Source organism: Scandinavium sp. UTDF21-P1B, from assembly GCF_040750395.1.
Lineage (GTDB): Bacteria > Pseudomonadota > Gammaproteobacteria > Enterobacterales > Enterobacteriaceae > Scandinavium.
In genome coordinates, this window is sequence record NZ_JBFLVD010000015.1 from 125,195 (window position 1) to 149,720 (window position 24,526).

A 24,526-nucleotide genomic window follows, 5' to 3' on the forward strand; every position below is an offset into this window, starting at 1 on the left:
AATGTAGGCCGGGTAAGGCTTTGCCGCCACCCGGCACAACAGTTACATACTATAACCTGGCTTCTTGATAAGCGTCTCCATCTGCGGCGCAATTTCCGTATCCCAGACCTGCGTCTTCCAGGCATCCTGCTGGACCTGATTCAGCGCAACGCTGATCGCGCCGTCCTTACTGCCCAGATGGCGGGTAATGGCGGCGGCGATGTCGGCCGCCAGGGCGGTTTTTTGCTCGTCGTTCAGGTCACGGGGAAAGCATTTGATATCTACGTGCGGCATGGCGATCTCCTGTTATGTGTCGCTTAAAACTATCACCTTCTCAGCCACTTAATTAGCGTTTTGTGCAGTTAAAATACCGTTGTCGCCCAATACCTTTTGCAGCGCCGGAAGCTGTGCTACCCGATCGGCAATTGCGCTTAGCCGTGGCGTATGTTCAGCAAACCATACCGCACGCGGTCCCCAGGTGCGCATCACAACAACATAGGCATCGATTAACGTGACATTGTCACCTAACGCATACGGCCCCACCAGCTGCCGATCCAGCCATTGATAAAGCGTTTTACGAAACGCAATACAGCTGTTTTGCAGCTGTTCTGGCGCATCCGGGGCAAAGCGCTGTGGGTAATCGGCATAGGTAAACGTGGGATAGACGTTGGCAACAATCCAGATCAGCAGCCGTTGAAAGAGCGCCCGCTGCGGTGAGCCGGGCAGCGGAGCAAGATCGGGCCTCTCATCCAGGATCATCAGAGCAATGGCTGCGGATTCGGTCATGATGGTGCCATCACCCAGGCGAAGCGTAGGTACCTGGCACAGCGGGTTTATCTGTTCCAGCACGTCATGCTGCGGCCCCGGGGAATCAAAGCCGTCAACATCGACAAAATGATATGGCATCTCAGCCATCGTCAGCATCACTTCGCTGATAGCCGAGCCCCAGCCCGGCACGCCATAAAGCGTTAACATACGCAGTTCCTCCTTCAGGGCAGAAACAAGAGTATGGACCCGAATCCTTAATAGGTGATCCCGGGTGGGTTCACTTCGGACTGTCCTACGCCCTCACCGTCTTCACCCCAGCGGGCCAGAATGCGCTGCACTTCTCCGCGCGCTATACCGCCATTCAGCGCAGTTTGCAGGGCATACACCAGCCCGTTGCCTTTTTTGGTTGTCGTGGCCACAAAGGCTTTTTTCGGGCCAAGGCCGACAACTTTTGTTTTGCCCGTCAACGCCGCTTTATAGGCAGAAACAGACTGCGGCCCGAAGAACACATCGGCGCGACCCGACTGAATATAGAGATTGCCCGAGGCGTCATCGGTCAGATAGATCGGCAGCGCCGGCTTGCGTCCCGCCTGCTCATTTATGGCATTCCAGCCGAGTAAAATCCGTTCCTGATTGGTGCCGGAGCCGACTATCACTCTCTTCCCGGCGAGATCCGCAGGCCCGTTGACCGCCGTGATTGGGCTATCCGATTTCACCGAAAAGGCCAAGGAATCGACGCGATAGGTGGCGAAATCGAACTTCTCTTTACGCTGTTCCGTCACGGCAATATTGACCAGCGCCACGTCATAGCGTCCTGAAGAAATGCCCAGCGGCCAGTCTTCCCAGGCGGTGGGCACCAGCTTCAGCTTCAGCCCCAGGCTTGCCGCCAGCAGCCTGGCGATATCCGGATCGCTGCCGATACGCGTCCGGTTATCGCTTGCCAGCAACGCCAGCGGCGGTGAATTCAACGCCGAAATCGCCACCGTCAGCGTGCCCGGTTCAACAAACGCGTAATTCGTCGGGATCTTCGCAATGGCCTGCTCATCCCGCGTGACCGGCAGCGGCTGCTCATTTGCCCTGAGATCTATCTGCCCTTGCGCCAGACCAGCGCCTGCAACGAGCCATCCACCTAACAGCGTCCATTTGATCATGCCAGCACCTTTGATAAGAATTGCCGCGTACGCGGATGCTGCGGGCGGTTAAGTACCGCATCGCTTTCGCCCTGCTCAATGATTTTTCCATCGACCATAAACACCACCTGGTCGGCCACTTCACGGGCGAAGCCAATCTCATGCGTCACCACCACAAGCGTCGTGCCGGAACGGGCGAGCTTTTTGATGACGTCCAGCACTTCTCCCACCAGTTCCGGATCAAGCGCTGATGTTGGCTCATCGAAAAGCATCACGCGTGGCCTCAGCGCCAGCGCGCGGGCAATGGCAATGCGCTGCTGCTGGCCGCCGGAAAGGTGTCGCGACCAGGCATCGGCCTTATTCCGTAACCCCACCACATCCAGCAACTCATAGGCTCGCTCCGTCGCCTGTTTTTTGCTGAGCTGCCGGTGCGCCAGCGGCGCTTCAATCAGGTTCTCCAGCACCGTCATATGCGGAAACAGGTTAAAGTTCTGGAACACGTAGCCCACGTTTACCCGCTGGCGCAGGATCTCTTTTTCCTTCAGTTCATAGAGCCTGTTGCCCTGACGACGATAGCCGATATAGTCGCCATCAATCTGGATAAACCCCTCATCGACGCGTTCCAGATGGTTGATGGTACGCAGCAGCGTCGATTTCCCTGAGCCGGACGGACCTAAAATCACCGTCACTGTGCCGGGCTGAATCTCCAGCGACACGTTATCCAGCGCCTTATGGCGACCAAAATATTTACTGACGCCGGTAATCGAAATATGACCTTCAGGAGAGTTGGGCATGAACAGGCTCCGGGCTTGAAGTGGGCTGGGCGGCAGGCGTGACCGCCCGACCGCGTGCGGCATTGACGGCCGAGCGGCGCTCGCTGCGGGCAAGTGAGCGTTCAACCAGATACTGAATCACGGAGAGAACGCTGGTAATCACCAGATACCAAACCGCCCCGACCATCAGCAGCGGGATCACCTCCTGAGTGCGGTTGTAGATCATCTGGATGGTGTAAAACAGCTCCGGCATCGCCAGCACATAAACCATCGCGGTTCCCTTGGCGAGGCTGATGATTTCGTTAAAACCGGACGGCAGAATGGTTCGTAGCGCCTGCGGCAGGATGATGCGCAGCGTGCGGCGCCAGGCGGGCAGACCCAGCGCGGATGCGGCCTCATACTGGCCGTGATCGACCCCCAGAAATCCGCCGCGAATGATTTCGGCAGTATAGGCACTCTGCACCAGCGTCAGACCCACTACCGCCGTGGAAAACTGTCCGAGCACGTTAATTGTCTGATAGCTCGCCCAGTTAATGCCGGTAAAGGGGATGCCGATGGACAGCGTGTCGTAGAGGTACGAAAAGTTGTACAGCACAATCAGCACGACGATCAGCGGCAGCGAGCGGAAGAGCCAGATATAGGCCCACGCCAGGCCGCTCAACAGCCACGAAGACGAGAGTCGGGCAAGCGCCAGTACGCCGCCAAAAATCACGCTCAGCAGCGTGCCGAGCAGGGTTAACAGCAGCGTCTGCCCCAGCCCCTCCAGAATCACCGGGTCAAAGAACCAGCGGGCAAACACGCCCCATTCCCAGCGTGGGTTAAATGCGACCGACTGAACAACAATCGCCAGAATGAGCAGCGCCACCGCAGCACCCACTATGCGCATCGGGTAGCGTGCGGGCACGACTTGAATGGTTTCGTGATTTTTCATCGTCACTCCTCAGGCGCTTTTGCTGAGCGCGGGAACAGCCAGCGCTTTGGTAAACCGCAGGCGTCCGTCAAACGGCGGACGGCTGTACTCTTCCGGATCCCGGCTCAGATCGAACTGCGGCTGGTAGCCCTGGCTGAGATACAAACGAACCGCCTCCGGCTGACGGAACCCGGTTGTCAGATACATCTGGCCGTAGCCAGCAAGCCAGGCCCGGCGTTCAAGTTCAGCAACCACGCGCCCGGCAAGCCCCTGCTGACGCAGAGTTTTATCGGTCCAGATACGTTTGATTTCCGCCGTCTGCGCGTTCAGCGGTTTATACGCCCCGGTCGCGATGATGACGCCGTCGCGCTCCAGCACGATAAACAGCCCCTGCGGCGCGAGATACCATTCGGTCTGCTCCACTTCGGCATCACGCGAGAAATAGTCGCCGTAGCGCGCGGCATACTCGGCAAACAACCCGCTCAGAATGGGCTGTAACTCTGCATCTTCAGGCGAAACATCACGGAAACGTTCACTCATTGCGGGCTCCTTAATCGCCAAGACCGGCCGGGTTCACTTCAGATTGCGGAATACGTTCCACGCCCTCACCCCAGCGGTTGAGCACTTTGTCGTAATCGCCGTTCTTGATCGCGCCGTTTAGCGCCGTCTGCACAGGTTCTGCCAGACCGCTGCCTTTTTTCAGCGTCACCGCGATGTGTGCCGCCTTCGGCCAGCCGCCGTCCACGCTGCCGACCAGCTTCGTTTTGCCGTTCAGCGCGGCTTTCCATGCTCCGATAACGTTAGGGCCAAAATACGCATCAGCCCGCCCGGACTGCAACGCCAGGGTCTGGGCAGCGTCATCTTTGGTGTAGATCGGGGTAAACGGCTTCAGGCCTTTCTTGATGTTCTCAGCGTTCCACGCCAGCAGAATGGCCTCCTGGTTGGTACCGGATCCGACAATAATGTTCAGCCCGGCGATGTCAGGCGCCGTTTCGATTTTGCTGATGTTGCTCGTTGATTTGACGTAGAACCCTAGGGAATCCTTGCGGTAGGTGGCGAAATCAAACTTTTCTTTACGCTCTTTGGTGACGGTGATGTTGCTGACCGCCGCATCGTATTTGCCGGAGGCCACGCCAAGCGGCCAGTCCTCCCATGATGTCACCACCACGTTCAGCTGTAGCCCAAGACTGTCAGCCACCAGGCGCGCGATATCCACTTCGCTACCGAGCAGGGTTTTGTTGTCATCGGAGAACACCGTCAGCGGCGGCTGATTCAGCCCCGCCACCGCCACGGTGAATTTTCCCGGCACCGCCGGGGTAAATCCATTCGGCAGCTGCGCAATGGCCGTTGGGTTTTTAGCCGTATTGATTGGCGTCTTATTGGCCTCGACGCTAACCCCGGTCCCGTTGATGGTCACATCATTGGCCTGCACCAGCCCGGAAAAAGCCAGCGCAAGCGCCAGCAGCAGCGATGATTTTTGCATGGTGAAGTCCTTTATTATTTTGTAGTGGGTTTAACGAACTGATTCGCGGGTTGTGCAAGCCCCAGGCTTTCGCGCAGCGTGTGACCGGGATAGTCATGACGGAATAACCCTCGCGCCTGAAGCTCGGGCACGACCTGGTCTACAAAGCGCGGGAAGGTGTCCGGCGTACCGCCCTGAATGATAAAACCGTCGGCGGCGTGGCTTTCAAACCACGCCTGCAATCCATCGGCTACTTCCTGCGCCGTGCCGGAAAAGCGTGGGCGTGGGCTGGCCGCTTCGAGCGCCGCCTGGCGCAGCGTTAAGCCACGCGCCTTTGCGTTACGTTTGATTTCATCGGTCGTGCTGCGAAAGCTGTTTTGCCCCAGATCGCCAAGCTCAGGGAAAGGCGCATCCAGTGGATACTGGCTGAAATCGTGGTGCTCGAAGTAGCGGCCCAGGTAGTTCAGCGCGTCTTCCACCGACACCAGCGCGGCAGTGGTCTGGTACTGACGTTCCACATCGTCGGCATCGTCCCCGACGATCACGCTCACGCCCTGGAAAATATGCAGCTCATCAGCACGGCGCCCGTGCACTTCCAGCTGGCTTTTTACATCCCGATAAAAGGCCTGCGCTTCTTCAAGACTTTCGTGATGGGTAAAAATGGCATCGGCGTGGGTGGCGGCTAGTTTTTTTCCGTCATCCGATGCACCGGCCTGAAATATAATTGGCCTGCCCTGCGGCGTGCGGCCGATATTCAGCGGCCCGGCAACCTGGAAAAAATCACCATGATGATCGAGAGTGTGTAATTTTTTCGCATCGAAGAATTGTCCGCTGGTTTTATTACGCACGAAGGCATCCTCTTCCCAGGAATCCCACAGCCCTTTTACCACCTGCAAATATTCATCTGCGATGCGATAGCGTAAAGCGTGATCGGGATGCTGCGCGCGGGAAAAATTCTTCGCGGATCCTTCCAGCGGCGACGTTACCACGTTCCAGCCAGCACGCCCGTTGCTCAGGTGGTCGAGGCTGGCAAACTGACGGGCGGTAATAAACGGCTCGCTATAGGAGGTGGACAGCGTGCCAACCAGGCCCAAATGCTGCGTCACGCTCGCCAGCGCAGATAATACGGTTAGCGGCTCGAAGCGGTTTAAAAAATGCGGAATAGACTTTTCGTTAATATATAAACCGTCGGCAACAAAAATAAAGTCGAGCTTCCCTTCTTCAGCTTTTAATGCCGTCTGCCTGACGAATTCAAAATTAATACTGGCATCTGCCTGCGCCGCCGGATGTCGCCAGGCGGACATATTTCCTGAAGCGCCATGTAATATAGTGCCAAGACGCAGTTGTCGAACTGAAGACATAATAACCCCTTACCCTGCCGGTAAATAAAAAGAACTAAACGTTAAGTAAGGCTTTTTCGGCCAGCCGGGCAAAATAGTGCGCCGCAGGTGCGATGAGCCTTTCGTCCGGGTCAAAGGCCGGATGGTGCAGGCCAGATTCACTGGCGCTACCGATGCTGACAAAAGCACCGGGGATCTGCTGCAGGTAGACGGCAAAATCTTCGCCGCCCATATGCAGATCCGCCGTCGCGGTCTGGTATCCCGCTTCATCTGCTACCGCCAGGGCAAACTCCGCCCATTCAGGGGTGTTCACCAGCGCCGTCGGGCCAGCGTACCAGATGACGTCAATCTGGGCGTTAAACGCGCTGGCAAACCCCGCCGCAATCTCACTGACGCGGGCCTTCACCCGCTGTTGAACATCGGTGCTATGGGTGCGAAGCGTGCCTTCCAGCTCAACGTTTTCCGGCAGCACGTTCCAGGTATTGCCGCCCTGAATGCGGGTCACGCTCAGCACCACCGAATCAAGCGTATTGACCTCGCGGCTGGCTACGCTTTGCAGGATGCCCACCAGCTGGCTGGCAAGCAGGATCGCATCCTTACCTTCATGAGGGCGGGCTGCGTGGGCGCCCTTTCCATGCACCCGCAGTACGAAGCGATCGACGTTGGCGTAGAACGCTCCGCCGCGGGTGGCAAAGGCGCCCACCGGCAGCCCAGGTTCATTGTGCATACCAAAAATGGCGGAAACCCCTTCCAGCGCACCGGCGCGGATCAGCGTCTTCGCCCCGCCAAAACTCTCTTCGGCTGGCTGAAAAAGAATACGTACTCGCCCCGGCAGTTCAGCTTCTTTGGCCTTCAAAAGCAGCGCTGCGCCGAGCATAACGCTGGTATGAACATCATGTCCGCAGGCGTGCATCACGCCTGGATTTTGCGAACGAAACGCCACGTTAGCCGTTTCTTCTATTGGCAGCGCGTCAATGTCGGCACGCAGCGCAATCACCTTTTCGCCCTTGCCAATCTCGATGACTACGCCGGTTTTCAGGGCATACGGCAGAATGGAAAGCCCGGCGCTTTGCAGCCAGTCGCGAATACGCGCGGTGGTCGCCACTTCCTGTAAAGACAGCTCCGGGAACTGGTGCAGCTCGCGCCGCCAGGCAATCAGCTGTTGTTCGAAACTCATAAGAGCACCTCCGCACGGTTCAGCGCCTGTGCCAGTAAGCGAACGGACGCTAATCGGGCTGCACCTTCAGCAATGGGCGTGTCGATGATGAACTCATCGACCCCATACTCCTGGTGCAGCGCATCGAGCTGCGCGCGAACCTGTGAGGCGGTCCCGGCAATCAGCGATGATTCCCGACGCACGATCTCAACCGCCGGGCTACCGGCCTGATGGGCAAAGGCTTCGGCCTGCGGCTTGCTGGCAACGGTCACCCGCTGCCCGTTCGCCAGACGCACGCCCCAGACTTCAACCTGTGCGGTCAGGGCGGCGGCCTGCGCAGCATCCGGCGCAACAATCACCTGAACGGCGACCATCGCATCACGCAGGCTCCGCGCCCGCCAGCGCGATACCACATCCCGCAGCAGTTGCTTATCCCCGTTAAGGTGTGCGGCAAACACGAAATTCCAGTCGAGCTGTGCCGCCAGCTCTGCGCTCTCGAGGCTTGCTCCGAGCAAAAAACCGTCCGGGCGCTGGGGTGGAACCGGCGTCGCCAGTACCGTATCGCTGCTTTCCGCGCGCGTCAGGGACAGCCAGTTATCCAGCTGTGCCAGCTGATCGGCAAAAGTCCCCTTCTCCTCAGCATGTACTCCCTTTTGCAGCGCACGCGTAGAGTGAGGCAAGCCGCCAGGCGCTTTGCCAACGCCTAAATCAACGCGACCCGGAGCCAGTGACGCCAGCAGGTTGAAGTTTTCCGCTACCTTATATGGGCTGTAGTGCTGCAACATGACCCCGCCAGAGCCAATCCGGATACGTTTTGTCTGCCCCAGCAGCCAGCCAATTACCACTTCCGGTGACGGGCTTGCGAGCTGTGAGGTATTGTGATGTTCAGCAATCCACAGGCGATGATAACCCCAGGCCTCTGCCTGCTGTGCCAGCGTTAAGGTCCGCGCCAGCGCCTGCGTGGCAGTTTCACCTTCTGCCAGGGGGCTTTTATCCAGAAGACTGATTCGATAAGACATAGTGCAGACTCGTCATGAGAAACATGTCTGCATTATTAGAAGGGGTTGGCCGCGCTGAGAAACAATTTATTTACATTTGCTCTGCTGAAAATTAACTATCGATCGTCGCGCTAAGCCTAATTTTCGCAATAAAGTCTTCCGTTTCCGCCCGCGTGCGCAGCCGGACAAAAGTGAGTCCGGCAAACTGCGGATCCTGCATATCGGCCAGATACCACAGGCGGTTTTTATGCCAGGTTTTGGGGGCCCAGTGAATGATGGAATCCTGGCTGAAGAAAGAGAGCCGGAAGCTTTCCTGGTTGCCGGTACCTGGCCACAGCGCCTGCCGCGTGCGGTTGTAATTGCCATCAAGCACCCAGCTTTCCGTAGCGCTCAACGCCACATCCAGTCGTGCGAACAGCTCTTCGTCCGGCGTGCCCTGGCCAGTTTTTACGCCAGTAAAGCCTGTCCATTTCGATATAAGGCGCATTCAGTCGAGCGACCAGACGGCGAGCCAGAGTCGTTTTCCCGACGCCACTGGTGCCAACCACGTTAATTCTCATCATTCCCTCCCGTCATCCAGACAGATTACTCTGGCTGGCCTTTGTCTTTACGCCAGACGGAATGGCGGGAGGGAAGTGAAGGCTAACGTCCGGCGTACTCCTCATCCGTGACTTTTTCAAGCCAGGTGACGGGCGAACCGTTTTCCGCCTCGGCGATGGCAATGTGGGTCATCGCCGTTTGCGAGCTCGCACCGTGCCAGTGCTTCACCCCGGGCGGGATCCACGCAATGTCACCCTGATTCAGCGGCTGCGCCTCCTGGCCCTCTTCCTGTAGCCAGCCGCGCCCCTGCGTCACTATCAGCGTTTGTCCCAGCGGATGGGTGTGCCACGCGGTGCGCGCACCAGGCTCAAAGGTGACGGTTGCCCCACCCACTTTTGCAGGCTCTGTCGCCTGAAACGGCGCATCAATTCTGACGGTTCCGGTAAACCATGCTTCGGGCCCTTTGGCCGACGGCTGAGAGCCGCTACGGATAATTTTCATATCTCCTCCTGTTGATGTATTCAGCGTAGCGCGTAATAGCCGCGAGGAGGTGCGTAATGCTTTTTCTCCGCTGGCTGAAACGCTGCGTTTACGTTAACCAACTAAAATATCTGCCGATTATTTATGCTTCCCATTTCCGGTTATGCAGCAGATCTGACCACACAAAATGTTGCGACATCGCCCCACGGATTCGGCGTGTAACTTTTGCGTCGCTTCTCATTTGCAGGTAGGATGCTGCGCCATGTTGTGCCTTATCTCTACGTCAGAATGCTGAGAAAAGCAGAACAGTGTGCTGCCACGCAATCGTTTACCGCGGCGGCATTTTTTGGGCCCCGGATTAGGGGTAAAGACAGGTAATCGGGATACAACCATGAACACAAAACACGACAGCGCGGCGGAGCATCACGCAGCGAAACGCCGCTGGCTGAACTCGCATGAGGCGGGTTACAACAAAGCGATGAGCAACCGTCATGTGCAGATGATCGCTATTGGCGGGGCTATCGGGACAGGTCTGTTTTTAGGCGCCGGTGCGCGCCTGCAGATGGCGGGCCCTTCACTCGCCATCGTTTACCTGGTATGCGGCATCTTCTCTTTCTTTATTCTGCGCGCGCTTGGCGAACTGGTTCTTCATCGGCCATCCAGCGGCAGCTTCGTTTCCTACGCCCGTGAATTCCTCGGCGAAAAAGCCGCCTACGTGGCGGGCTGGATGTACTTCGTTAACTGGGCGATGACCGGAATTGTCGACATCACCGCCGTTGCGCTGTACATGCACTACTGGGGCGCGTTTGGCGACGTGCCACAGTGGGTCTTTGCCCTCGGCGCGCTGGCGATTGTCGGCACCATGAACATGATCGGCGTGAAGTGGTTTGCCGAAATGGAATTCTGGTTTGCGCTGCTTAAAGTGCTGGCAATCGTTATATTCCTCGTGGTGGGCACCGTGTTCCTCGGCAGCGGTAAACCGCTGGACGGCGGAATAACCGGCTTCCACTTAATTACCGATAACGGCGGATTCTTCCCGCACGGCCTGCTGCCTGCGCTGGTGCTGGTTCAGGGCGTGGTCTTCGCCTTCGCTTCCATCGAACTGGTCGGGACCGCAGCGGGTGAATGTAAAGATCCGCAAACCATGGTGCCAAAAGCCATCAACAGCGTTATCTGGCGTATCGGTCTGTTCTACGTGGGGTCCGTGGTGCTGTTAGTCCTGCTGCTGCCGTGGAATGCGTACCAGCCAGGGCAAAGCCCGTTCGTTACCTTCTTCACGAAGCTTGGCGTGCCTTACGTCGGCAGCATCATGAACATCGTGGTGCTGACCGCCGCGCTCTCCAGCCTGAACTCCGGCCTTTACAGCACCGGTCGCATTCTGCGCTCGATGTCGATGGGCGGTTCTGCGCCGAAATTCATGTCGAAAATGAGCCGTCAGCACGTGCCGTATGCGGGCATTCTGGCGACGCTTGCGGTATACGTGGTGGGTGTGTTCCTGAACTATCTGGTGCCTTCTCAGGTCTTTGAGATCGTGCTGAACGTGGCGTCTATCGGCATTATCGCCTCCTGGGCGTTTATCGTCGTGTGCCAGATGCGCCTGCGTAAGTTCATCAAGGAAGGGAAATGTGCCGACGTGAGCTTCAGGCTGCCGGGTGCGCCATTCACCTCGTGGCTGACTCTGCTGTTCCTGCTGGCCGTGCTGGTGCTGATGGCGTTCGACTACCCGAACGGCACTTATACCATCGCTTCCATTCCGCTACTGGCCGTACTGCTGATTGCTGGCTGGTTTGGCGTACGCAAACGCGTACATGAGATCCACAGCACTGCGCCTGTGCATCCTGATGATGAAAAACAGGATGCGCCGCTGGTTGAGAAGACGTCACACTGATTGAGTGCCCGGCGGCACTGCGTTTTCCGGGCCGACAGAATGCACTAATCTGCAGGCCTGATAAGCAAAGTGCTATCAGACACTCAAAAAAAGCCGCTCTTCTGAGCGGCTTTTTTATGCCTGAAATATGTGATTACAGCGTAATGCGAATCACGTCATCCGGCTGGGTGGCTTCTTTCTCGCGGGTTGATTCCTGCTTCACGCTGACGTAGAGCGTTTTGCCATCGGCAGAAAGCGCCAGGCTGTTCGGACGCGGCGGGGTGTCAAAGGTCTTCACCACTTTATCGGTTTTGGTATCCACCACGCTCACTTTCCCTTCCATGCGATGAGTCACATACGCTTCATTGCGCGTTGGGTTAAAGACCACCGCCAGCGATGCCGGCATGGCAATGGTATTCAGCACTTTGCCGTCGCGGTAGTCAACAACCAGCAGCTCCGGCTGTTTGAAATCAGTGATGTACGCGCGATGATTTGTCTTATCCAGCGCGATATTCAGGAACGCATGCTCTTTACCATCGTTCACCAGCTTCTGGCGACTGAGAATGCTGTTGCTTTGGGTGTCGATGGTCACCAGTTCACCCTCGGCGCTCACGGTATACAGACGCTGCGCGTCGTTATCCAGTGCCAGTGCCAGTGCCGTGCTGCGATTGCCGGTGCCGCTGATGGTCGCTTTCAGCTTCAGCGCTGCACCATCAATGACCCACACCACGCTCTCCTTGCCGACGCCGGTGACATAAACGGTGTTCGTTTTGTCGTTTACGGCCAGCTCACGCGGCTGAAGCGGCTTCACCGTTTCGCTACGCTTGCGCGAATCCAGCACCACTCGCCCTTTCAGATCGCCCGTTTTGCCATCAATCGCGGTAACCGTGCCGTTGATTGTGTTGCCAAACCACAGGGTTTGAGTCTGATTATCTACTGTTGCCCCGAACGGTTTCAGATCGCTGTAGATGGTCTGGGTCGCCTCCAGCGTCACCGGATCAAGACGGTACATCACCCCACCTTTATCGGTTTTACGGCTCTGCGAGGTAGCCACCCACAGCGCATTTTCCTGCTGGCTCAGCGCCATTTCGTAAACCCCTTTACCCACAGCTTTGCGCAGCATCTCATCTGCGGCATGGGCGCTGAACGATCCGGCAAGGAGTAAAGAAGACAACAGCAGAGAACGGCGAAAACGCGGCATGGATATTGAACGTAAGGACATGACGACTCCCTTTGAAATCAAAATGATGTACTGCCCGACATGCTTCCTGCTCGCGGCGTCGTGGCACCGCGCTATTTGTTGAGAATAATAATCATTAATTATCAAAAAGGGGAGCGTTAATTCTGCCGCTTCGCCAGTTTTGTGCCATTGTTAAATCAGCATTTAACGTAACGTGCCGTTAAGATTTTCAAATAATTTACAAAGGCATTAACATATTCACAGTTGTTCCATTTGCTTCATTATCAAGAGAATTGCATGAAAATCATTACTGTCCGCAGGGCTGCGCTGTCGGCAATGCTGCTGCCGCTCCTGCCTGCGCCCGCCGCCGCCGACGAGCAAACCATGGTCGTGTCCGCCAGCCCACAGGGCGTGTCAGAGCTGGATACGCCCGCGGCCGTCAGCGTCGTTAACGGTGAGGATATGCGCCACGCCGCTCCGCAGGTCAATCTTTCCGAGTCGCTCAGCAGCGTGCCCGGCCTGCAAATCCAGAACCGCCAGAATTTCGCCCAGGATTTGCAGCTGTCGATTCGCGGCTTTGGTTCCCGGTCGACCTTCGGCGTGCGCGGCATTCGTTTGTACGTCGACGGCATTCCGGCGACCATGCCGGACGGCCAGGGTCAGACTTCTAACATCGACATCACCAGCGTCGATAGCGTGGAAGTGCTGCGCGGCCCGTTCTCTGCCCTGTACGGCAACTCCTCCGGCGGCGTTATGAACGTCACCACGCAAACCGGCCAGCAGCCCACCACCCTTGAGGCGAACAGCTATTACGGCAGCTACGGGACCTGGCGCTACGGTCTGAAGGCCAGCGGTGCCGTTGGCGATGGTAGCCAGGCGGGCGACGTTGATTACACCGTCTCGACTACCCGCTTCGACACGCACGGCTATCGCGACCACAGCGGCGCGCGGAAGAATCTGGCGAACGCCAAACTTGGCGTGCGGATTAACGACGTCAGCAAGCTGACCCTGCTGTTTAACAGCGTGGATATTAAGGCCAACGATGCCGGTGGCCTGAGCTACAGCGAGTGGCGCGCCGACCCGCAGCAGTCGCCGCGAGGCGATCAGTACAACACGCGCAAAACCACCAAACAAACACAGGCAGGCCTGCACTATGAGCGTCAGCTAAGCGCGCAGGATGACCTGAGCGTGATGATGTATGCCGGGGAGCGCCAGACCACGCAGTATCAGTCAATCCCTATGGGACCGCAGCTGAACCCTTCCCATTCCGGCGGCGTTATCGATCTCGACCGCCACTACCAGGGCATCGACACCCGCTGGACTCACCGGGGGGAGTTACTGGTACCGGTGACCTTCACTACCGGGCTGGACTACGAAAACATGAGCGAGAAGCGCAAAGGCTATGAAAACTTTGTGCTCGACAACGGCGTGCCGGACTACGGCCAGCAGGGAGCGATGCGGCGTAACGAACGCAACCTGATGTGGAATCTCGACCCGTATCTGCAAACCCAGTGGCAGCTGACGCCGAAACTGACGCTGGATGCAGGCGTCCGCTACAGCTCGGTGTGGTTCGACTCCAACGATTTCTACGTCACGCCGGGTAACGGTAACGACAGCGGCAATGCGAGCTATCACAAATGGCTCCCGGCAGGCTCGCTGAAGTATGCCGTGACCGACGCATGGAACGTTTATGTTTCGGCGGGCCGTGGCTTTGAAACCCCGACCATTAACGAGCTTTCCTATCGCCCGGACAACCAGAGCGGCCTCAACTTTGGTCTGCAGCCGTCCACCAACGAAACGGTGGAAGTGGGCAGCAAAACGCGAATCGGCAACGGCCTGCTGACGGCGGCGCTGTTCCAGACCAACACCGACAACGAAATCGTCGTCGACAGCAGCAGCGGAGGACGCACCAGCTACAAAAATGCCGGGAAAACTCGCCGTCAGGGCGCGGAGCTGTCTCTCGATCAGCAGTTTGGCGAAAGCTGGAAGCTGAAAGCGGCCTGGACCTGGCTCGATGCCACCTACCGCAGCAACGTCTGTGATGACGCCAGCTGCAACGGCAACCGCATTCCGGGCATCGCCCGCAACATGGGCTATGCCTCTTTTGGCTATGAGCCGGAGCTTGGCTGGTATGCGGGCAGCGATATCCGCTATTTGAGCGACATCATGGCCAACGATGAAAACACCGCCAGAGCGCCATCGTGGACGGTCGTCGGGCTGAACACCGGCTATAAATTCGGCGTGGGGAGCTGGAAAATAGACATCTTTGGTCGGGTGGATAATCTGTTCGATCGGGAATACGCCGGCTCGGTGATCGTTAACGAATCCAACGGTCGCTATTACGAACCTGCGCCAGGGCGTAATTACGGTGTGGGTTTATCCATAGCGTATCAGTTCCGGTAAAGGATTGGCGTGCCGGGAGTTCCGGCACGCTATTACTGAAGGTACCGATTAATAACGGGAATTAATTATAATACTGTCGCAATAATATAGCCGACCCCTGATCGATAGCCCGGCACATGGCCGCCCCACTCTCTGCTTCGTCTTTTTTTTCCAGCGCGCTCAGTAAATCGTCGTAATAGCGATACTGTTTAAAAACCTCACAGGATTGTGGGTGCAAATAATTAAAGCAGGGGCCAATACGCACCCAAAGCTGTTCAATAAGCGCCGTCAGCGTGGGCATTTCCGCATAGTCATACAGCCGGAAACGGAAGCGGCAATTGGCCTGCAATGCGCGTTCCATATCACCCTGCGCTTTCGCCTCATGGAAGGCCCCCACGTAGTCGCGTAAATCCCGCAGCTTTGCTTCCGTCATCAATGCCGCCGCCGCAGATGCTGCCATCCCTTCGAGCTTCTTGCGGATTTGATTGACCTCGTTGTACTGCTGGAGCGTCACCTCCGGCACCAGAAAGGCCTGGGCGGGTGTCGCCTGCAATGCCCCGGATGAGACCAGGCGCAGCAGCGCTTCACGTACCGGCGTGATGCTGGTTCCCAACTGCTCGGCAAGATCCCGCGTTACCAGCCGGGCACCAGGCTTCAGCGCCCCGATAATCAGGGCACTTTTTAAATTTACTTCGACCTGCATGGTAAGACTCATACGCTGTGCTTTTTCAAAGTCGAGCATGGTTATTTCCTGTGTCCATAATCATTGTTCTCGTCACGGCCTGAGAGCAAACAACTGAGCACGACCCCAGGATATATCCTGTATCGCGGCGGTGTTGGAAATAACATGGATTAATCTGCTAAAAATAGTGATTTTTTAATTGTCATGTTGTTAATTTAGGCCGTGCACTTCATACAAATTGGCTATTGCACGATTAATTAAAGACGCTAATGGAATTTTTGCACGGAAATTTGCGGCGCTCGCGGCGCCGCAGCTTATTTTTTAGTCATCCGCATCAACGCGAATAACGACTTTACCGAAATTTTTACCTTTCAGCAGACCGAAGAAGGCCTCTGGCGCATTTTCCAGACCGTCGGTGATTTGTTCACGATATTTTATCGATCCGTCGCTTATCCACTGGTTCATCGCCGTCTGAAACTCGCCTATGCGATGGCCGTAATCCTGACCAATGATAAAGCCCTGCATGCGGATGCGCTTTTTCAGCAGTGTGCCCATCAGTAAAGGCAGACGGTCCGGCCCGGCTGGCAGTTCAGTCGCGCTGTAGCCGCTGACTAAGCCGCATACGGGAACGCGAGCAGACGTATTGAGCAGCGGCAGAACCGCGTCGAACACCTTGCCGCCGACATTTTCATAATAAACATCAATCCCCTGCGGGCAGGCTTTCGCCAGCTGCTGCGCGAAATCTGCGGCATGATGGTCCAGACAGACGTCGAACCCTAAGGTCTCCACGGCATAGCGGCACTTTTCTTCACCGCCAGCAATACCAACCACGCGACAGCCTTTGATTTTGCCGATCTGCCCGACCGTTGCGCCGACAGGCCCGGTGGCCGCGGCAACGACCAGGGTTTCCCCGGCCTTGGGCTGGCCGATATCCAGCAGCCCCATGTAAGCCGTAAAGCCCGGCATCCCGGCAATGCCAAGGGCCCAGGAGGGGTTTTCAGGACTTTCGCCGAGTTTCACCAGCCCTTGTCCGTCGGAAATCTCATAGTTCTGCCAGCCGCTGTAGCCCAGAACCCAGTCACCGGGCTTAAAATCTGCATGATTTGATTGCACCACGCGGCTGACGGTGCCCCCGACCATGGTCGCGCCAATCTCCACCGGCGGTGAATAGGACGGCGCGTCGCTCATGCGGCCACGCATATAAGGGTCAAGCGAGAGATAAACTGTGCGTAACAGAATTTGTCCGTTGCCAGGCTCAGGGATATCCCCTTCTTCAAGGCGGAAATTGGCGGCAACCGGTTCGCCGTGCGGGCGAGAGGCCAGCACCCAGCGACGATGACGTGACGCGTGTTGACTCATGATCTGCTCCTTCTGGAAAACATTCCCTGAGACTAGTCGCTCATCGTCACCCGTGCATTACCATTATGAGCCGGAATGGTTCAGCCGCACCACGAGGTAAATACAGGGCTTATCGGTCTGGTTCACAAAGCGACAGTCGTTCGGTGGGCCAAGCTCAAGGCAATCCCCCGCCTGCATAGCGTGCTGCGTATCGCCCTCAATGAACAGCAGTTCGCCCTGCTGAAGCCAGATCAGCTGCCGCGCCAGCGCATACGACGACGCGGGCATTGGGATGTCGCTGCCTGGCGGCAGCTCAACCTGCACCAGATCGATCGGTAAATCGCTGCGTGGGGAAACGTGACGGCGAAGATAGTGGGTTTGCGGATCGTGCCAGACCGGCTGATTTTCAAACCGCAGCAGCTTCCCTTCCTGCATTTCGGCGCGTGCAATCAGCGTGGACATGCTGATCCCGAACGCGCCGGAAAGCCTCCCAAGCATCGTCGCCGTCGGGCTACTGTCGCCGCGTTCAATTTTGTGGATCATCGCACGCGATACGCCCGCGCGCTCGGCCAGTTCGCTAAGCGACCAGCCGCGGGATTCGCGCTCGATGCGAATGCGCGCGCTGATGCGCTGATTGAGTGTGTCTTCGATAGTATTCATGGCGTAATACTATAGTGCATTGGCACGCTTTTCGAGTGGCTGGTCAGGAGCGATTCGCCAGAGTGGGTTTATTAAACTTCGAGTACGGTCAACGCTATGAGCAAAAACATTATTTTCTGTGCCGACGGCACCTGGATGTGGTGACGCACCTTAAAAGCACAATGCCATCCCGTGTAGCAAAGCAACAGGCTGTGGAAGAATCAACTGTATCGCCCGCAGGCCCTGAGGAAGTTTACCGCCCCGGACTGGCAGCTGCCCACCAGTTGCGTGATTGCCAAATAGGGCTGGCCTCTTGTCAAAGCCGGCAAAACTATAGTATCTATATCGTACTACTATAGTGAACAACCGAGGCCAGCCATGACCATTCGTTACGCCAGCAAAGAAGACTGTGCGGCAATCGCCGAGATTTATAACCACGCGGTGCTGCACACCGCCGCTATCTGGAACGATCAGACCGTCGACACCGACAACCGTATTGCATGGTATGAAGCCCGCCAGATTGCCGGGTATCCGGTATTAGTGAGTGAAGAAAGTGGCACCGTGACAGGGTATGCCTCCTTCGGCGACTGGCGTGCCTTTGACGGTTTTCGTCACACCGTTGAGCATTCGGTCTACGTTCACCCACTGCATCAGGGTAAAGGCCTAGGCCGTAAACTGTTAACGCAGCTTATCGCTGAGGCAAGACAGATTGGCAAACACGTGATGGTGGCGGGTATCGAATCGCAAAACCAGGCTTCGCTGAACCTGCACGCCGCGCTCGGCTTTGTAACCACTGCGCAAATGCCGCAGGTGGGCACTAAGTTTGGTCGCTGGCTGGATCTGACCTTTATGCAGCTGCAGCTCGACGATCGCCAGGATCCGGACGCCCGATCATGAACCAGTCGCTGACCCTCACCTTTCTGATTGCCGCCGGTATCGGCCTGGTCATTCAGAATACATTGATGGTGCGGATAACCCAGTCGGCTTCGACGATCCTTATCGCCATGCTGCTTAACTCGCTGGTCGGGATTGTGCTTTTCGTGTCGATTCTGCTGATTAAGCATGGCCTGAGCGGCTTTCAGGAACTCGCCTCCAGCATCAAATGGTGGACGCTCATCCCCGGTCTGCTCGGCTCATTTTTTGTATTTGCCAGCATCAGCGGCTATCAATACGTCGGGGCGGCAACCACCATTGCGGTGCTGGTCGCCAGCCAGCTGATCGGCGGCCTGGCGATGGACATCATTCGTCAACAGGGCATCCCGTGGCGGGCGCTGATCGGCCCGGTTTGCGGTGCAGTGATGCTGGTCATCGGCGCATGGCTGGTGGCCCGTCGTCAGTTTTGATCGCATTTTCATTCTCTGACGATAAGTCCTGTCGTTTACAGCGTGTTTTTCTGCTCAGGCTGCGCAGCTATGCTTAACCGGGTCAAACGATGAATCAGTTAGCCCTTTCGGAGACTCTAATGAAAGCCATTGCCATTACCCCTTCTGCTGCCCAGGGAAGCAACATTTCTGCGCTGACCGCCATTGAATTACCTGTACCCGTTGCCCACGGCCACGACCTGTTAATTGAAGTTAAAGCGATTTCCGTTAACCCTGTAGATACCAAAGTGCGTGCGGGTTTCAACGCCGACACGCCTCGCGTACTCGGCTGGGATGCGGTTGGCGTGGTGAAATCTATCGGCGACGCCGTCACCCTTTTCGCGCCGGGCGATGAAGTCTGGTATGCGGGCGCACTCACACGCCCTGGCAGTAACAGCGAATATCAGCTAGTGGATGAACGCATCGTCGCCCGTAAACCACATTCACTTGATAATGCCTCTGCCGCCGCGCTGCCGTTAACCGCTATCACCGCGTGGGAACTGCTGTTCGATCGCCTCGGCGTAAAAGAAAACGGTAACAACGGTAACACTCTGCTGATCGTCGGGGCCGCAGGTGGCGTCGGCTCGATCCTGACCCAGCTTGCCGCAAAGCTTACAAACATGACCGTGATTGGCACGGCTTCCCGTCCGGAAAGTCAGCAGTGGGTTCGCGATGCGGGAGCAGATCATGTCATCGATCACAGCCAGCCGTTAAGCGATGAACTGGCGCGAATTGGCATTCCGCACGTCACACACGTAGCCAGCCTTAACGGTACAGAAGCGCACTATGCACAACTTATTGAATCCCTTGCGCCACAGGGAAAGCTGGCGCTGATTGACGATCCGGAAACGTTGGACGCTCGTCCGCTGAAGGTAAAAAGCATTTCACTGCACTGGGAGTTCATGTTCACCCGTTCCATGTTTGAAACGGACGATATGATTGCCCAGCATCACCTGCTCACCCGAGTAGCGAAGCTGATTGATGAAGGCGTGCTGAAAACAACGCTCGGCGAGCATTACGGCACCATCAGCGCCGAAAATCTGCAAAAAGCACACACGCAGCTCGAAACTGGCCGCGCGGTCGGGAAAATAGTGCTGGAAGGATTCTGACATAATGCCGGAGCCGGAGCGCTCACGCTCCGGTTATTAAGGCTCGTTTTGGAAACAGCAACGCAAGATGCTTTGAAAAACGGATTATATTAACTTCGCCATGTGGAAGAGTAACCATCGGGCGTATCTAAATTATGTTGATATAATGCGATGCCATAATGTTCATTCTGGAAAAATTCAGCCACACAAGCTGGGTCGACGTCATCCAGATCCAGTAACTGGTACGCCAGGCCTAACAACACTTCCAGGATTAGCCCTGGCCCGGTTAAGGCAGAGGTGACACAATAATTTTTAGTCATCAACTCAGTTCGCCATGTCAAAAGGCGGGAAAGGTACTCCCCCTCTTTTCCCCCACTACAGCATCCGAAAATACACGCATTCTTTTCCAGGAACCTATATCGCTTCTTCATAACGCGCAGGATCATACGTACGGATTTTGACTGAGGGTGTGATGCCATAAAGTGATTAAAATAAATCCCTTTTAATCGCCGGAGCGAACCGAGTGCCAGCAGATTCCTGTAAACGCCTATTTCGCCTAATGGCCTTATTTTTTCGAAAGTAAACTCTGCCATATCGAGCTCAATCAGGCGTTTAATTTCTTTATGCTTATGATTGCCATGAGTGATTTTAGACTGAGACGATGTATTATTATGACCCCGAAGATGCTCACCATCAGCAGGCACAGATTGGGAGAGTTTTTTTAAAACCGCCAGGGTTTTCATTAATAGCAAAGTATCATTTTGTGCAATTTCTTCGCATGCTAAAAAATGATTAAGCCTGCTAAAAGCGTTGTCGATATAGGGCAACGTATCTGTGTCTATATAAATACCGCCATGCAAATAGAGTATCAACAACCTGACGATATCACTGGCGCTGGCCAGGTTTCCCCTGAGAATCATTTCATAGTAATAAAAGCGCTTAAAGTCATCAAATTGAGGCGTAAACAGCTCCGAAATCCTTTTGATCACTATACCGCTGGCTTTAAATCGCTCATTCAGGGCCTGGCTGGCTGGCGCTCCCTGATGGAGGTTGTAGCCAGATAAAAATTCGATGACCAACCGGTCAAAGGGATAACCTTCCTTTAGCTTCGGAAACATATCTTTAAACGCACGGTTTTTTATGCTTATTGCTTCATGCGTATGATTTTCAGTTATCGTGTTACAAACATAGGCTTGAATAGATTCGTGAAAATAGTGGCATAACCAGCTACTCTCATCCAGCCAAAGGTATATCAGTTTGCTTTTATTAGCTTTACGCCATATATCAATATAGTCAACATTCAGCCGACTGCTGTCACCTACCCAGACAAAATGTATAATGTCAGGAACGGCTACTTTTTCTTTCGCAGAGCGTTGTAATGCTGACAGTTTGTACTTCATTACAGTACCCTGTCAGGAGAGCAAGTAGACCAAAGCCATGATAACAACCACGCAAGAAATGATAACGATGCTTCCGGAGAACTCACCGAGCGAGTTTAAGTAGCCATTATTATGTTCATTTAATTTTGCAATGGCTTCTGGTTCACTTTCAGCATCGACTTCAACAAAGTGTTTTCTGAAACCTTGCTTTTTCATTTCCTGAACGATTAAATGTGTGGCTTCCGCTTTGGGAAATGCTTTTGCAATGGACTTTGACTCATCATTTTTAATGAAAACAACATACTTAACCATTTTTACCACCATGAAAGCGCGCTTTTAGATCTTATTTTTTCAGCTAATTAACGGTTCGTTCCGATGTGATCACGTCCTCCCCATAACCCCCCGTTACTGTTACCGTTGCTGGAGTTTCCCCAGTAGCCATTCGCGCCAGAGCCACTGCCGTATGGCGAGTTTTGCGAGACAAATGACTGGAAACCACCATTACCGCTATTCCCACCGCCTGAAGCGGAACCACCGTTCGTGGAAGACTTACGTCCGCTCCCGTCCTGATCCTGCCAGCCACCCGATACAGTATCATACTGGCTGCTTAAAATTTCTTTCATCATCGTTCTCCATGTATTTGTTTAGCTATTATTCCCATATCCTCAGGCCTTTTTTTCACGCCGTGGGATACACCAGACAATACACAGAATATTTTGATATTAAAATAGTTGAACGATTAACTCCGGGGCATAACTGACCACTATGCATTCATAAGGCAAATGATAAATATCCAGATAACCTGAACCACTTATCATTCCTGAGTTTCCTTCTCAAAAAATAATGACTATAAATATCTATTTCTAACTAAGAGTTAAGGCAAGCTCGAGTGTTTTAAAGCATAATTTACATTATGCCTGACGGTGCAAGGTAGTACATATTCAATTAATAAAAAATCTGTTTATTTTTATTAATTGAATGAAGATAAAAACAGAAGAGTGAACGTCCATTCAGCGTGGCGCTTCCCCTTCAAAGAGGAAGCGCCGTTCATTCAGAGGATGGAGCCGCCTTTGGTCAGGCTCTCAAGGCGAGCCTCCTCCGCTTCCTTATTATGACGCCCGTGATGTGCGATAGTCGTGCGCAGGCGCTGCTTCTGGGTGAACCGATCTTCACGGCTCAGTTCTGCGTCATCGCTCAGCTCTACCAGCAGCTCATTCATGCTGGTAATGGAACCAGTGGCAATGGCGGCATCCACTCGTTGACTTACCTCATCCAGATGCGACATCTCTTCTCCTTAATTCAGCTTCGCTTTTGAAAAATCACTGCCCATCAGGCTGACGCTGAAGCCACTCACGTTGCTGCGGGTCGCGAAGAAGGTTTTGCCGTTAGCCAGCGCAATCCACGGCGCCTGCTTATAGAAAATCTCCTGCGCCTGCTGATAGAGCTTCGCGCGTTTCGCCGGGTCGCTGGTCAGTTTGGCCTGTTTCACCAGACCATCATATCCCTTATCACACCAGCGTGCGGCATTGGAGCCGGTTTTGATGCTGTCGCAGCCGAGCAGCACGTCCGCGAAGTTATCCGGATCGCCGTTGTCCGACATCCAGCCAAACAGCGCGGTGTCGTGCTCACCTTTACGCATGCCGGAAAGATACTCGCCCCACTCGTAAGTGGTGATTTTGGCTTTAATGCCTACCTTCGCCCAGTCGCTCTGGATCATTTCAGCAATGCGGCGGGAGTTCGGGTTATAAGGGCGCTGCACCGGCATCGACCAGAGGGTTACCTCGGCCCCCTTCTCAAGCCCGGCCTGCTTCAGCAGCGCTTTGGCTTTTTCCGGATCGTAGCCGTAATCCGGCAGATCTTTGTTATAGCCCAGCATGTTAGGCGGCAGTGGAGATTTTGCCACGGTGCCAGAGCCCATAAAGACAGCATTCACAATGGCTTTTTTGTCCGTGGCGTAGTTCAGCGCCTGACGTACCAGCACGTTATCGAACGGCTTTTTCTCGGTGTTAAATGCAAGATAGCCGACGTTCAGCGCATCTACCGCATGCAGCGCCAGATCTTTATTGTTTTTAATCACGTCAAACTGAACCGGCGACGGCGCAGGGATAATCTGGCACTCGTTGGTTTGCAGTTTCGCCAGGCGCGTTTCCACGTTCGGCGTGATGGAGAAGATCAGGTGCTTCGTCGGCACTTCGCCATCCCAGTAGTTCGGATTCGCGATATAGCGGATTAACGAATCCGCCTTGTATTGCTGCAGCACATACGGCCCGGTGCCGATTGGCCAGGTATCAACGTATTCCGGCGTACCCTTTTTCATCATCGCATCGGCGTATTCCGCAGAAAGAATGGAGGCGAAATCCATTCCCCAGTCGGCCAGAAACGCGGCGTTTGGCTCATTGAGATCGAACTGGACGTGGTAATCATCAATCTTCTTCACGTCCTTAATCAGCTTATCGAGGCCAACGTCGGTGAAGTATTCATAGTTGCCCTGAGAAACCTTATGGTACGGGTGATTTTCATCTTTCTGCCGCATTACCGAGAAGATGACGTCGTCAGCATTAAAATCGCGGGTTGGTTTGAAATATTTGTTGCTGTTGAACTTCACGCCCTGGCGCAGCGTAAAGGTATAGGTTTTACCGTCCGGGGAGATCGTCCAGTTGGTTGCCAGCGAAGGCACCGGGGTGTTGGTTTTCGGATCGAAATTGATGAGGCGATTGTAGAGCGTCTGGGAGCTGGCAACAAAGCTCGGGCCAGAGCTGGCAATCTGTGGGTTGAAGGATTCCGGTGACGCTTCAGAGCAATAAATCAGCGTATCGTTATTTGCCGCCATCGCGGCCCCTGCCGGTAAAAGTGCGCTGAGAGCCAGCGCCAGCAGCGTTTTTCCTGCCGTGGAGTGAAACATGGTTATAAGCCTTATTGTTTTATTCTAAGAGGGATAATCACAGCACAAGGCGCTTCTTCTGGCAAATAACCAAACCGCATCAGGTTATACTTAAACGTCGATTATCGCCGTTTTATTCGCCAGAAATTTCACTTAAGAACTTTCTCAGAATGCAAGCTTTTCGCGCAAATTC

The 24,526-nt window shown here is 55.1% G+C and carries 23 protein-coding genes and 2 pseudogenes; 5 read left to right on the forward strand and 20 right to left on the reverse strand.

Annotated features, from left to right (window positions below; all coding sequences use genetic code 11):
- Nucleotides 1–42: 42 nt before the first annotated feature.
- The 11 genes and pseudogenes from pptA to AB1287_RS12870 all read right to left on the reverse strand — a co-directional run bounded on the left by pptA (nucleotide 43) and on the right by AB1287_RS12870 (nucleotide 9,557).
- Nucleotides 43–273: a tautomerase PptA gene (pptA, locus tag AB1287_RS12820; RefSeq protein ID WP_312628127.1), complete on the reverse strand. Its 231-nt coding sequence runs from the start codon at nucleotides 271–273 to the stop codon at nucleotides 43–45.
- A 48-nt stretch (nucleotides 274–321) separates the two neighbouring features.
- On the reverse strand, nucleotides 322–954 hold the full coding sequence (locus AB1287_RS12825; protein WP_435618005.1) for a glutathione S-transferase family protein: 633 nt from the start codon (nucleotides 952–954) through the stop codon (nucleotides 322–324).
- A 47-nt stretch (nucleotides 955–1,001) separates the two neighbouring features.
- Nucleotides 1,002–1,898 (reverse strand): transporter substrate-binding domain-containing protein, encoded by an 897-nt coding sequence (locus AB1287_RS12830; RefSeq protein ID WP_436799835.1) that lies wholly within the window; start codon nucleotides 1,896–1,898, stop codon nucleotides 1,002–1,004.
- The gene (locus AB1287_RS12835) at nucleotides 1,895–2,671 is read right to left on the reverse strand and encodes an amino acid ABC transporter ATP-binding protein (protein ID WP_435618006.1); all 777 of its coding nucleotides are present in this window, start codon (nucleotides 2,669–2,671) and stop codon (nucleotides 1,895–1,897) included. The genes AB1287_RS12830 and AB1287_RS12835 overlap by 4 nt, the downstream gene beginning before the upstream one ends.
- On the reverse strand, nucleotides 2,655–3,581 hold the full coding sequence (locus AB1287_RS12840) for an amino acid ABC transporter permease (RefSeq protein ID WP_435618007.1): 927 nt from the start codon (nucleotides 3,579–3,581) through the stop codon (nucleotides 2,655–2,657). The genes AB1287_RS12835 and AB1287_RS12840 overlap by 17 nt, the downstream gene beginning before the upstream one ends.
- A gap of 9 nt (nucleotides 3,582–3,590) precedes the next feature.
- Nucleotides 3,591–4,100: a GNAT family N-acetyltransferase gene (locus AB1287_RS12845; protein ID WP_312628123.1), complete on the reverse strand. Its 510-nt coding sequence runs from the start codon at nucleotides 4,098–4,100 to the stop codon at nucleotides 3,591–3,593.
- Nucleotides 4,101–4,110: 10 nt separating this feature from the next.
- A pseudogene (locus AB1287_RS12850) lies at nucleotides 4,111–6,383 on the reverse strand (NtaA/DmoA family FMN-dependent monooxygenase).
- 34 nt (nucleotides 6,384–6,417) lie between these two features.
- Nucleotides 6,418–7,539, reverse strand: a complete 1,122-nt coding sequence (locus tag AB1287_RS12855) for an amidohydrolase (protein WP_312628122.1) — start codon at nucleotides 7,537–7,539, stop codon at nucleotides 6,418–6,420.
- Nucleotides 7,536–8,537: an MsnO8 family LLM class oxidoreductase gene (locus AB1287_RS12860; RefSeq protein WP_435618008.1), complete on the reverse strand. Its 1,002-nt coding sequence runs from the start codon at nucleotides 8,535–8,537 to the stop codon at nucleotides 7,536–7,538. The genes AB1287_RS12855 and AB1287_RS12860 overlap by 4 nt, the downstream gene beginning before the upstream one ends.
- Nucleotides 8,538–8,628: 91 nt before the next feature.
- Nucleotides 8,629–9,076: pseudogene (locus AB1287_RS12865) on the reverse strand (AAA family ATPase).
- 82 nt (nucleotides 9,077–9,158) lie between these two features.
- Nucleotides 9,159–9,557: a (R)-mandelonitrile lyase gene (locus AB1287_RS12870; protein WP_312628120.1), complete on the reverse strand. Its 399-nt coding sequence runs from the start codon at nucleotides 9,555–9,557 to the stop codon at nucleotides 9,159–9,161.
- Nucleotides 9,558–9,927: 370 nt separating this feature from the next.
- Between AB1287_RS12870 and ansP the strand changes: the two genes are divergently transcribed.
- Nucleotides 9,928–11,424: an L-asparagine permease gene (gene ansP / locus AB1287_RS12875; protein ID WP_435618009.1), complete on the forward strand. Its 1,497-nt coding sequence runs from the start codon at nucleotides 9,928–9,930 to the stop codon at nucleotides 11,422–11,424.
- 133 nt (nucleotides 11,425–11,557) lie between these two features.
- Here ansP and AB1287_RS12880 read toward each other — a convergent pair whose 3' ends face one another.
- A complete protein-coding gene (locus AB1287_RS12880) occupies nucleotides 11,558–12,625 on the reverse strand; it encodes a YncE family protein (protein WP_435618010.1) in 1,068 nt (355 codons plus the stop codon).
- A 255-nt stretch (nucleotides 12,626–12,880) separates the two neighbouring features.
- Between AB1287_RS12880 and pqqU the strand changes: the two genes are divergently transcribed.
- Complete coding sequence (pqqU, locus tag AB1287_RS12885; protein WP_435618011.1) at nucleotides 12,881–14,986, forward strand: TonB-dependent receptor PqqU; 2,106 nt, start codon at nucleotides 12,881–12,883, stop codon at nucleotides 14,984–14,986.
- Between the two features lie 61 nt (nucleotides 14,987–15,047).
- Here the strand turns inward: pqqU and AB1287_RS12890 are convergent, their stop codons facing one another.
- The 3 genes from AB1287_RS12890 to AB1287_RS12900 form a co-directional block, all read right to left on the reverse strand.
- Nucleotides 15,048–15,707 carry a GntR family transcriptional regulator gene (locus AB1287_RS12890; RefSeq protein WP_312628116.1) on the reverse strand — a complete coding sequence of 220 codons (660 nt, stop codon included), beginning with the start codon at nucleotides 15,705–15,707 and terminating at the stop codon, nucleotides 15,048–15,050.
- A gap of 261 nt (nucleotides 15,708–15,968) precedes the next feature.
- The gene (locus tag AB1287_RS12895; RefSeq protein WP_435618012.1) at nucleotides 15,969–17,006 is read right to left on the reverse strand and encodes an NADP-dependent oxidoreductase; all 1,038 of its coding nucleotides are present in this window, start codon (nucleotides 17,004–17,006) and stop codon (nucleotides 15,969–15,971) included.
- A 63-nt stretch (nucleotides 17,007–17,069) separates the two neighbouring features.
- Nucleotides 17,070–17,645, reverse strand: a complete 576-nt coding sequence (locus AB1287_RS12900; RefSeq protein WP_312628113.1) for a helix-turn-helix domain-containing protein — start codon at nucleotides 17,643–17,645, stop codon at nucleotides 17,070–17,072.
- A 357-nt stretch (nucleotides 17,646–18,002) separates the two neighbouring features.
- On the opposite strand from AB1287_RS12900, the gene AB1287_RS12905 reads away from it, so the two are divergent.
- The 3 genes from AB1287_RS12905 (at nucleotide 18,003) to AB1287_RS12915 (ending at nucleotide 20,094) form a co-directional block, all read left to right on the forward strand.
- Nucleotides 18,003–18,521 carry a GNAT family N-acetyltransferase gene (locus AB1287_RS12905; RefSeq protein WP_312628112.1) on the forward strand — a complete coding sequence of 173 codons (519 nt, stop codon included), beginning with the start codon at nucleotides 18,003–18,005 and terminating at the stop codon, nucleotides 18,519–18,521.
- Entirely contained in the window at nucleotides 18,518–18,967 is a 450-nt protein-coding gene (locus tag AB1287_RS12910) for a DMT family transporter (protein WP_435618013.1), read from the forward strand. Before AB1287_RS12905 ends, AB1287_RS12910 begins: the two co-directional genes overlap by 4 nt.
- Nucleotides 18,968–19,086: 119 nt before the next feature.
- Nucleotides 19,087–20,094, forward strand: coding sequence for a zinc-binding alcohol dehydrogenase family protein (locus AB1287_RS12915; RefSeq protein ID WP_435618182.1), 1,008 nt, complete (start codon nucleotides 19,087–19,089; stop codon nucleotides 20,092–20,094).
- 89 nt (nucleotides 20,095–20,183) lie between these two features.
- Here the strand turns inward: AB1287_RS12915 and AB1287_RS12920 are convergent, their stop codons facing one another.
- The 5 genes from AB1287_RS12920 to AB1287_RS12940 all read right to left on the reverse strand — a co-directional run bounded on the left by AB1287_RS12920 (nucleotide 20,184) and on the right by AB1287_RS12940 (nucleotide 24,354).
- On the reverse strand, nucleotides 20,184–21,473 hold the full coding sequence (locus tag AB1287_RS12920; RefSeq protein WP_435618014.1) for a TcdA/TcdB catalytic glycosyltransferase domain-containing protein: 1,290 nt from the start codon (nucleotides 21,471–21,473) through the stop codon (nucleotides 20,184–20,186).
- Between the two features lie 12 nt (nucleotides 21,474–21,485).
- Nucleotides 21,486–21,764, reverse strand: coding sequence for a hypothetical protein (locus AB1287_RS12925; protein ID WP_435618015.1), 279 nt, complete (start codon nucleotides 21,762–21,764; stop codon nucleotides 21,486–21,488).
- Nucleotides 21,765–21,811: 47 nt separating this feature from the next.
- On the reverse strand, nucleotides 21,812–22,078 hold the full coding sequence (locus AB1287_RS12930; RefSeq protein WP_435618016.1) for a hypothetical protein: 267 nt from the start codon (nucleotides 22,076–22,078) through the stop codon (nucleotides 21,812–21,814).
- Nucleotides 22,079–22,503: 425 nt separating this feature from the next.
- Nucleotides 22,504–22,737, reverse strand: coding sequence for a DUF2526 family protein (locus AB1287_RS12935; protein WP_435618017.1), 234 nt, complete (start codon nucleotides 22,735–22,737; stop codon nucleotides 22,504–22,506).
- Between the two features lie 9 nt (nucleotides 22,738–22,746).
- Nucleotides 22,747–24,354: an ABC transporter substrate-binding protein gene (locus AB1287_RS12940; protein WP_435618018.1), complete on the reverse strand. Its 1,608-nt coding sequence runs from the start codon at nucleotides 24,352–24,354 to the stop codon at nucleotides 22,747–22,749.
- Between the last annotated feature and the right edge of the window lie 172 nt (nucleotides 24,355–24,526).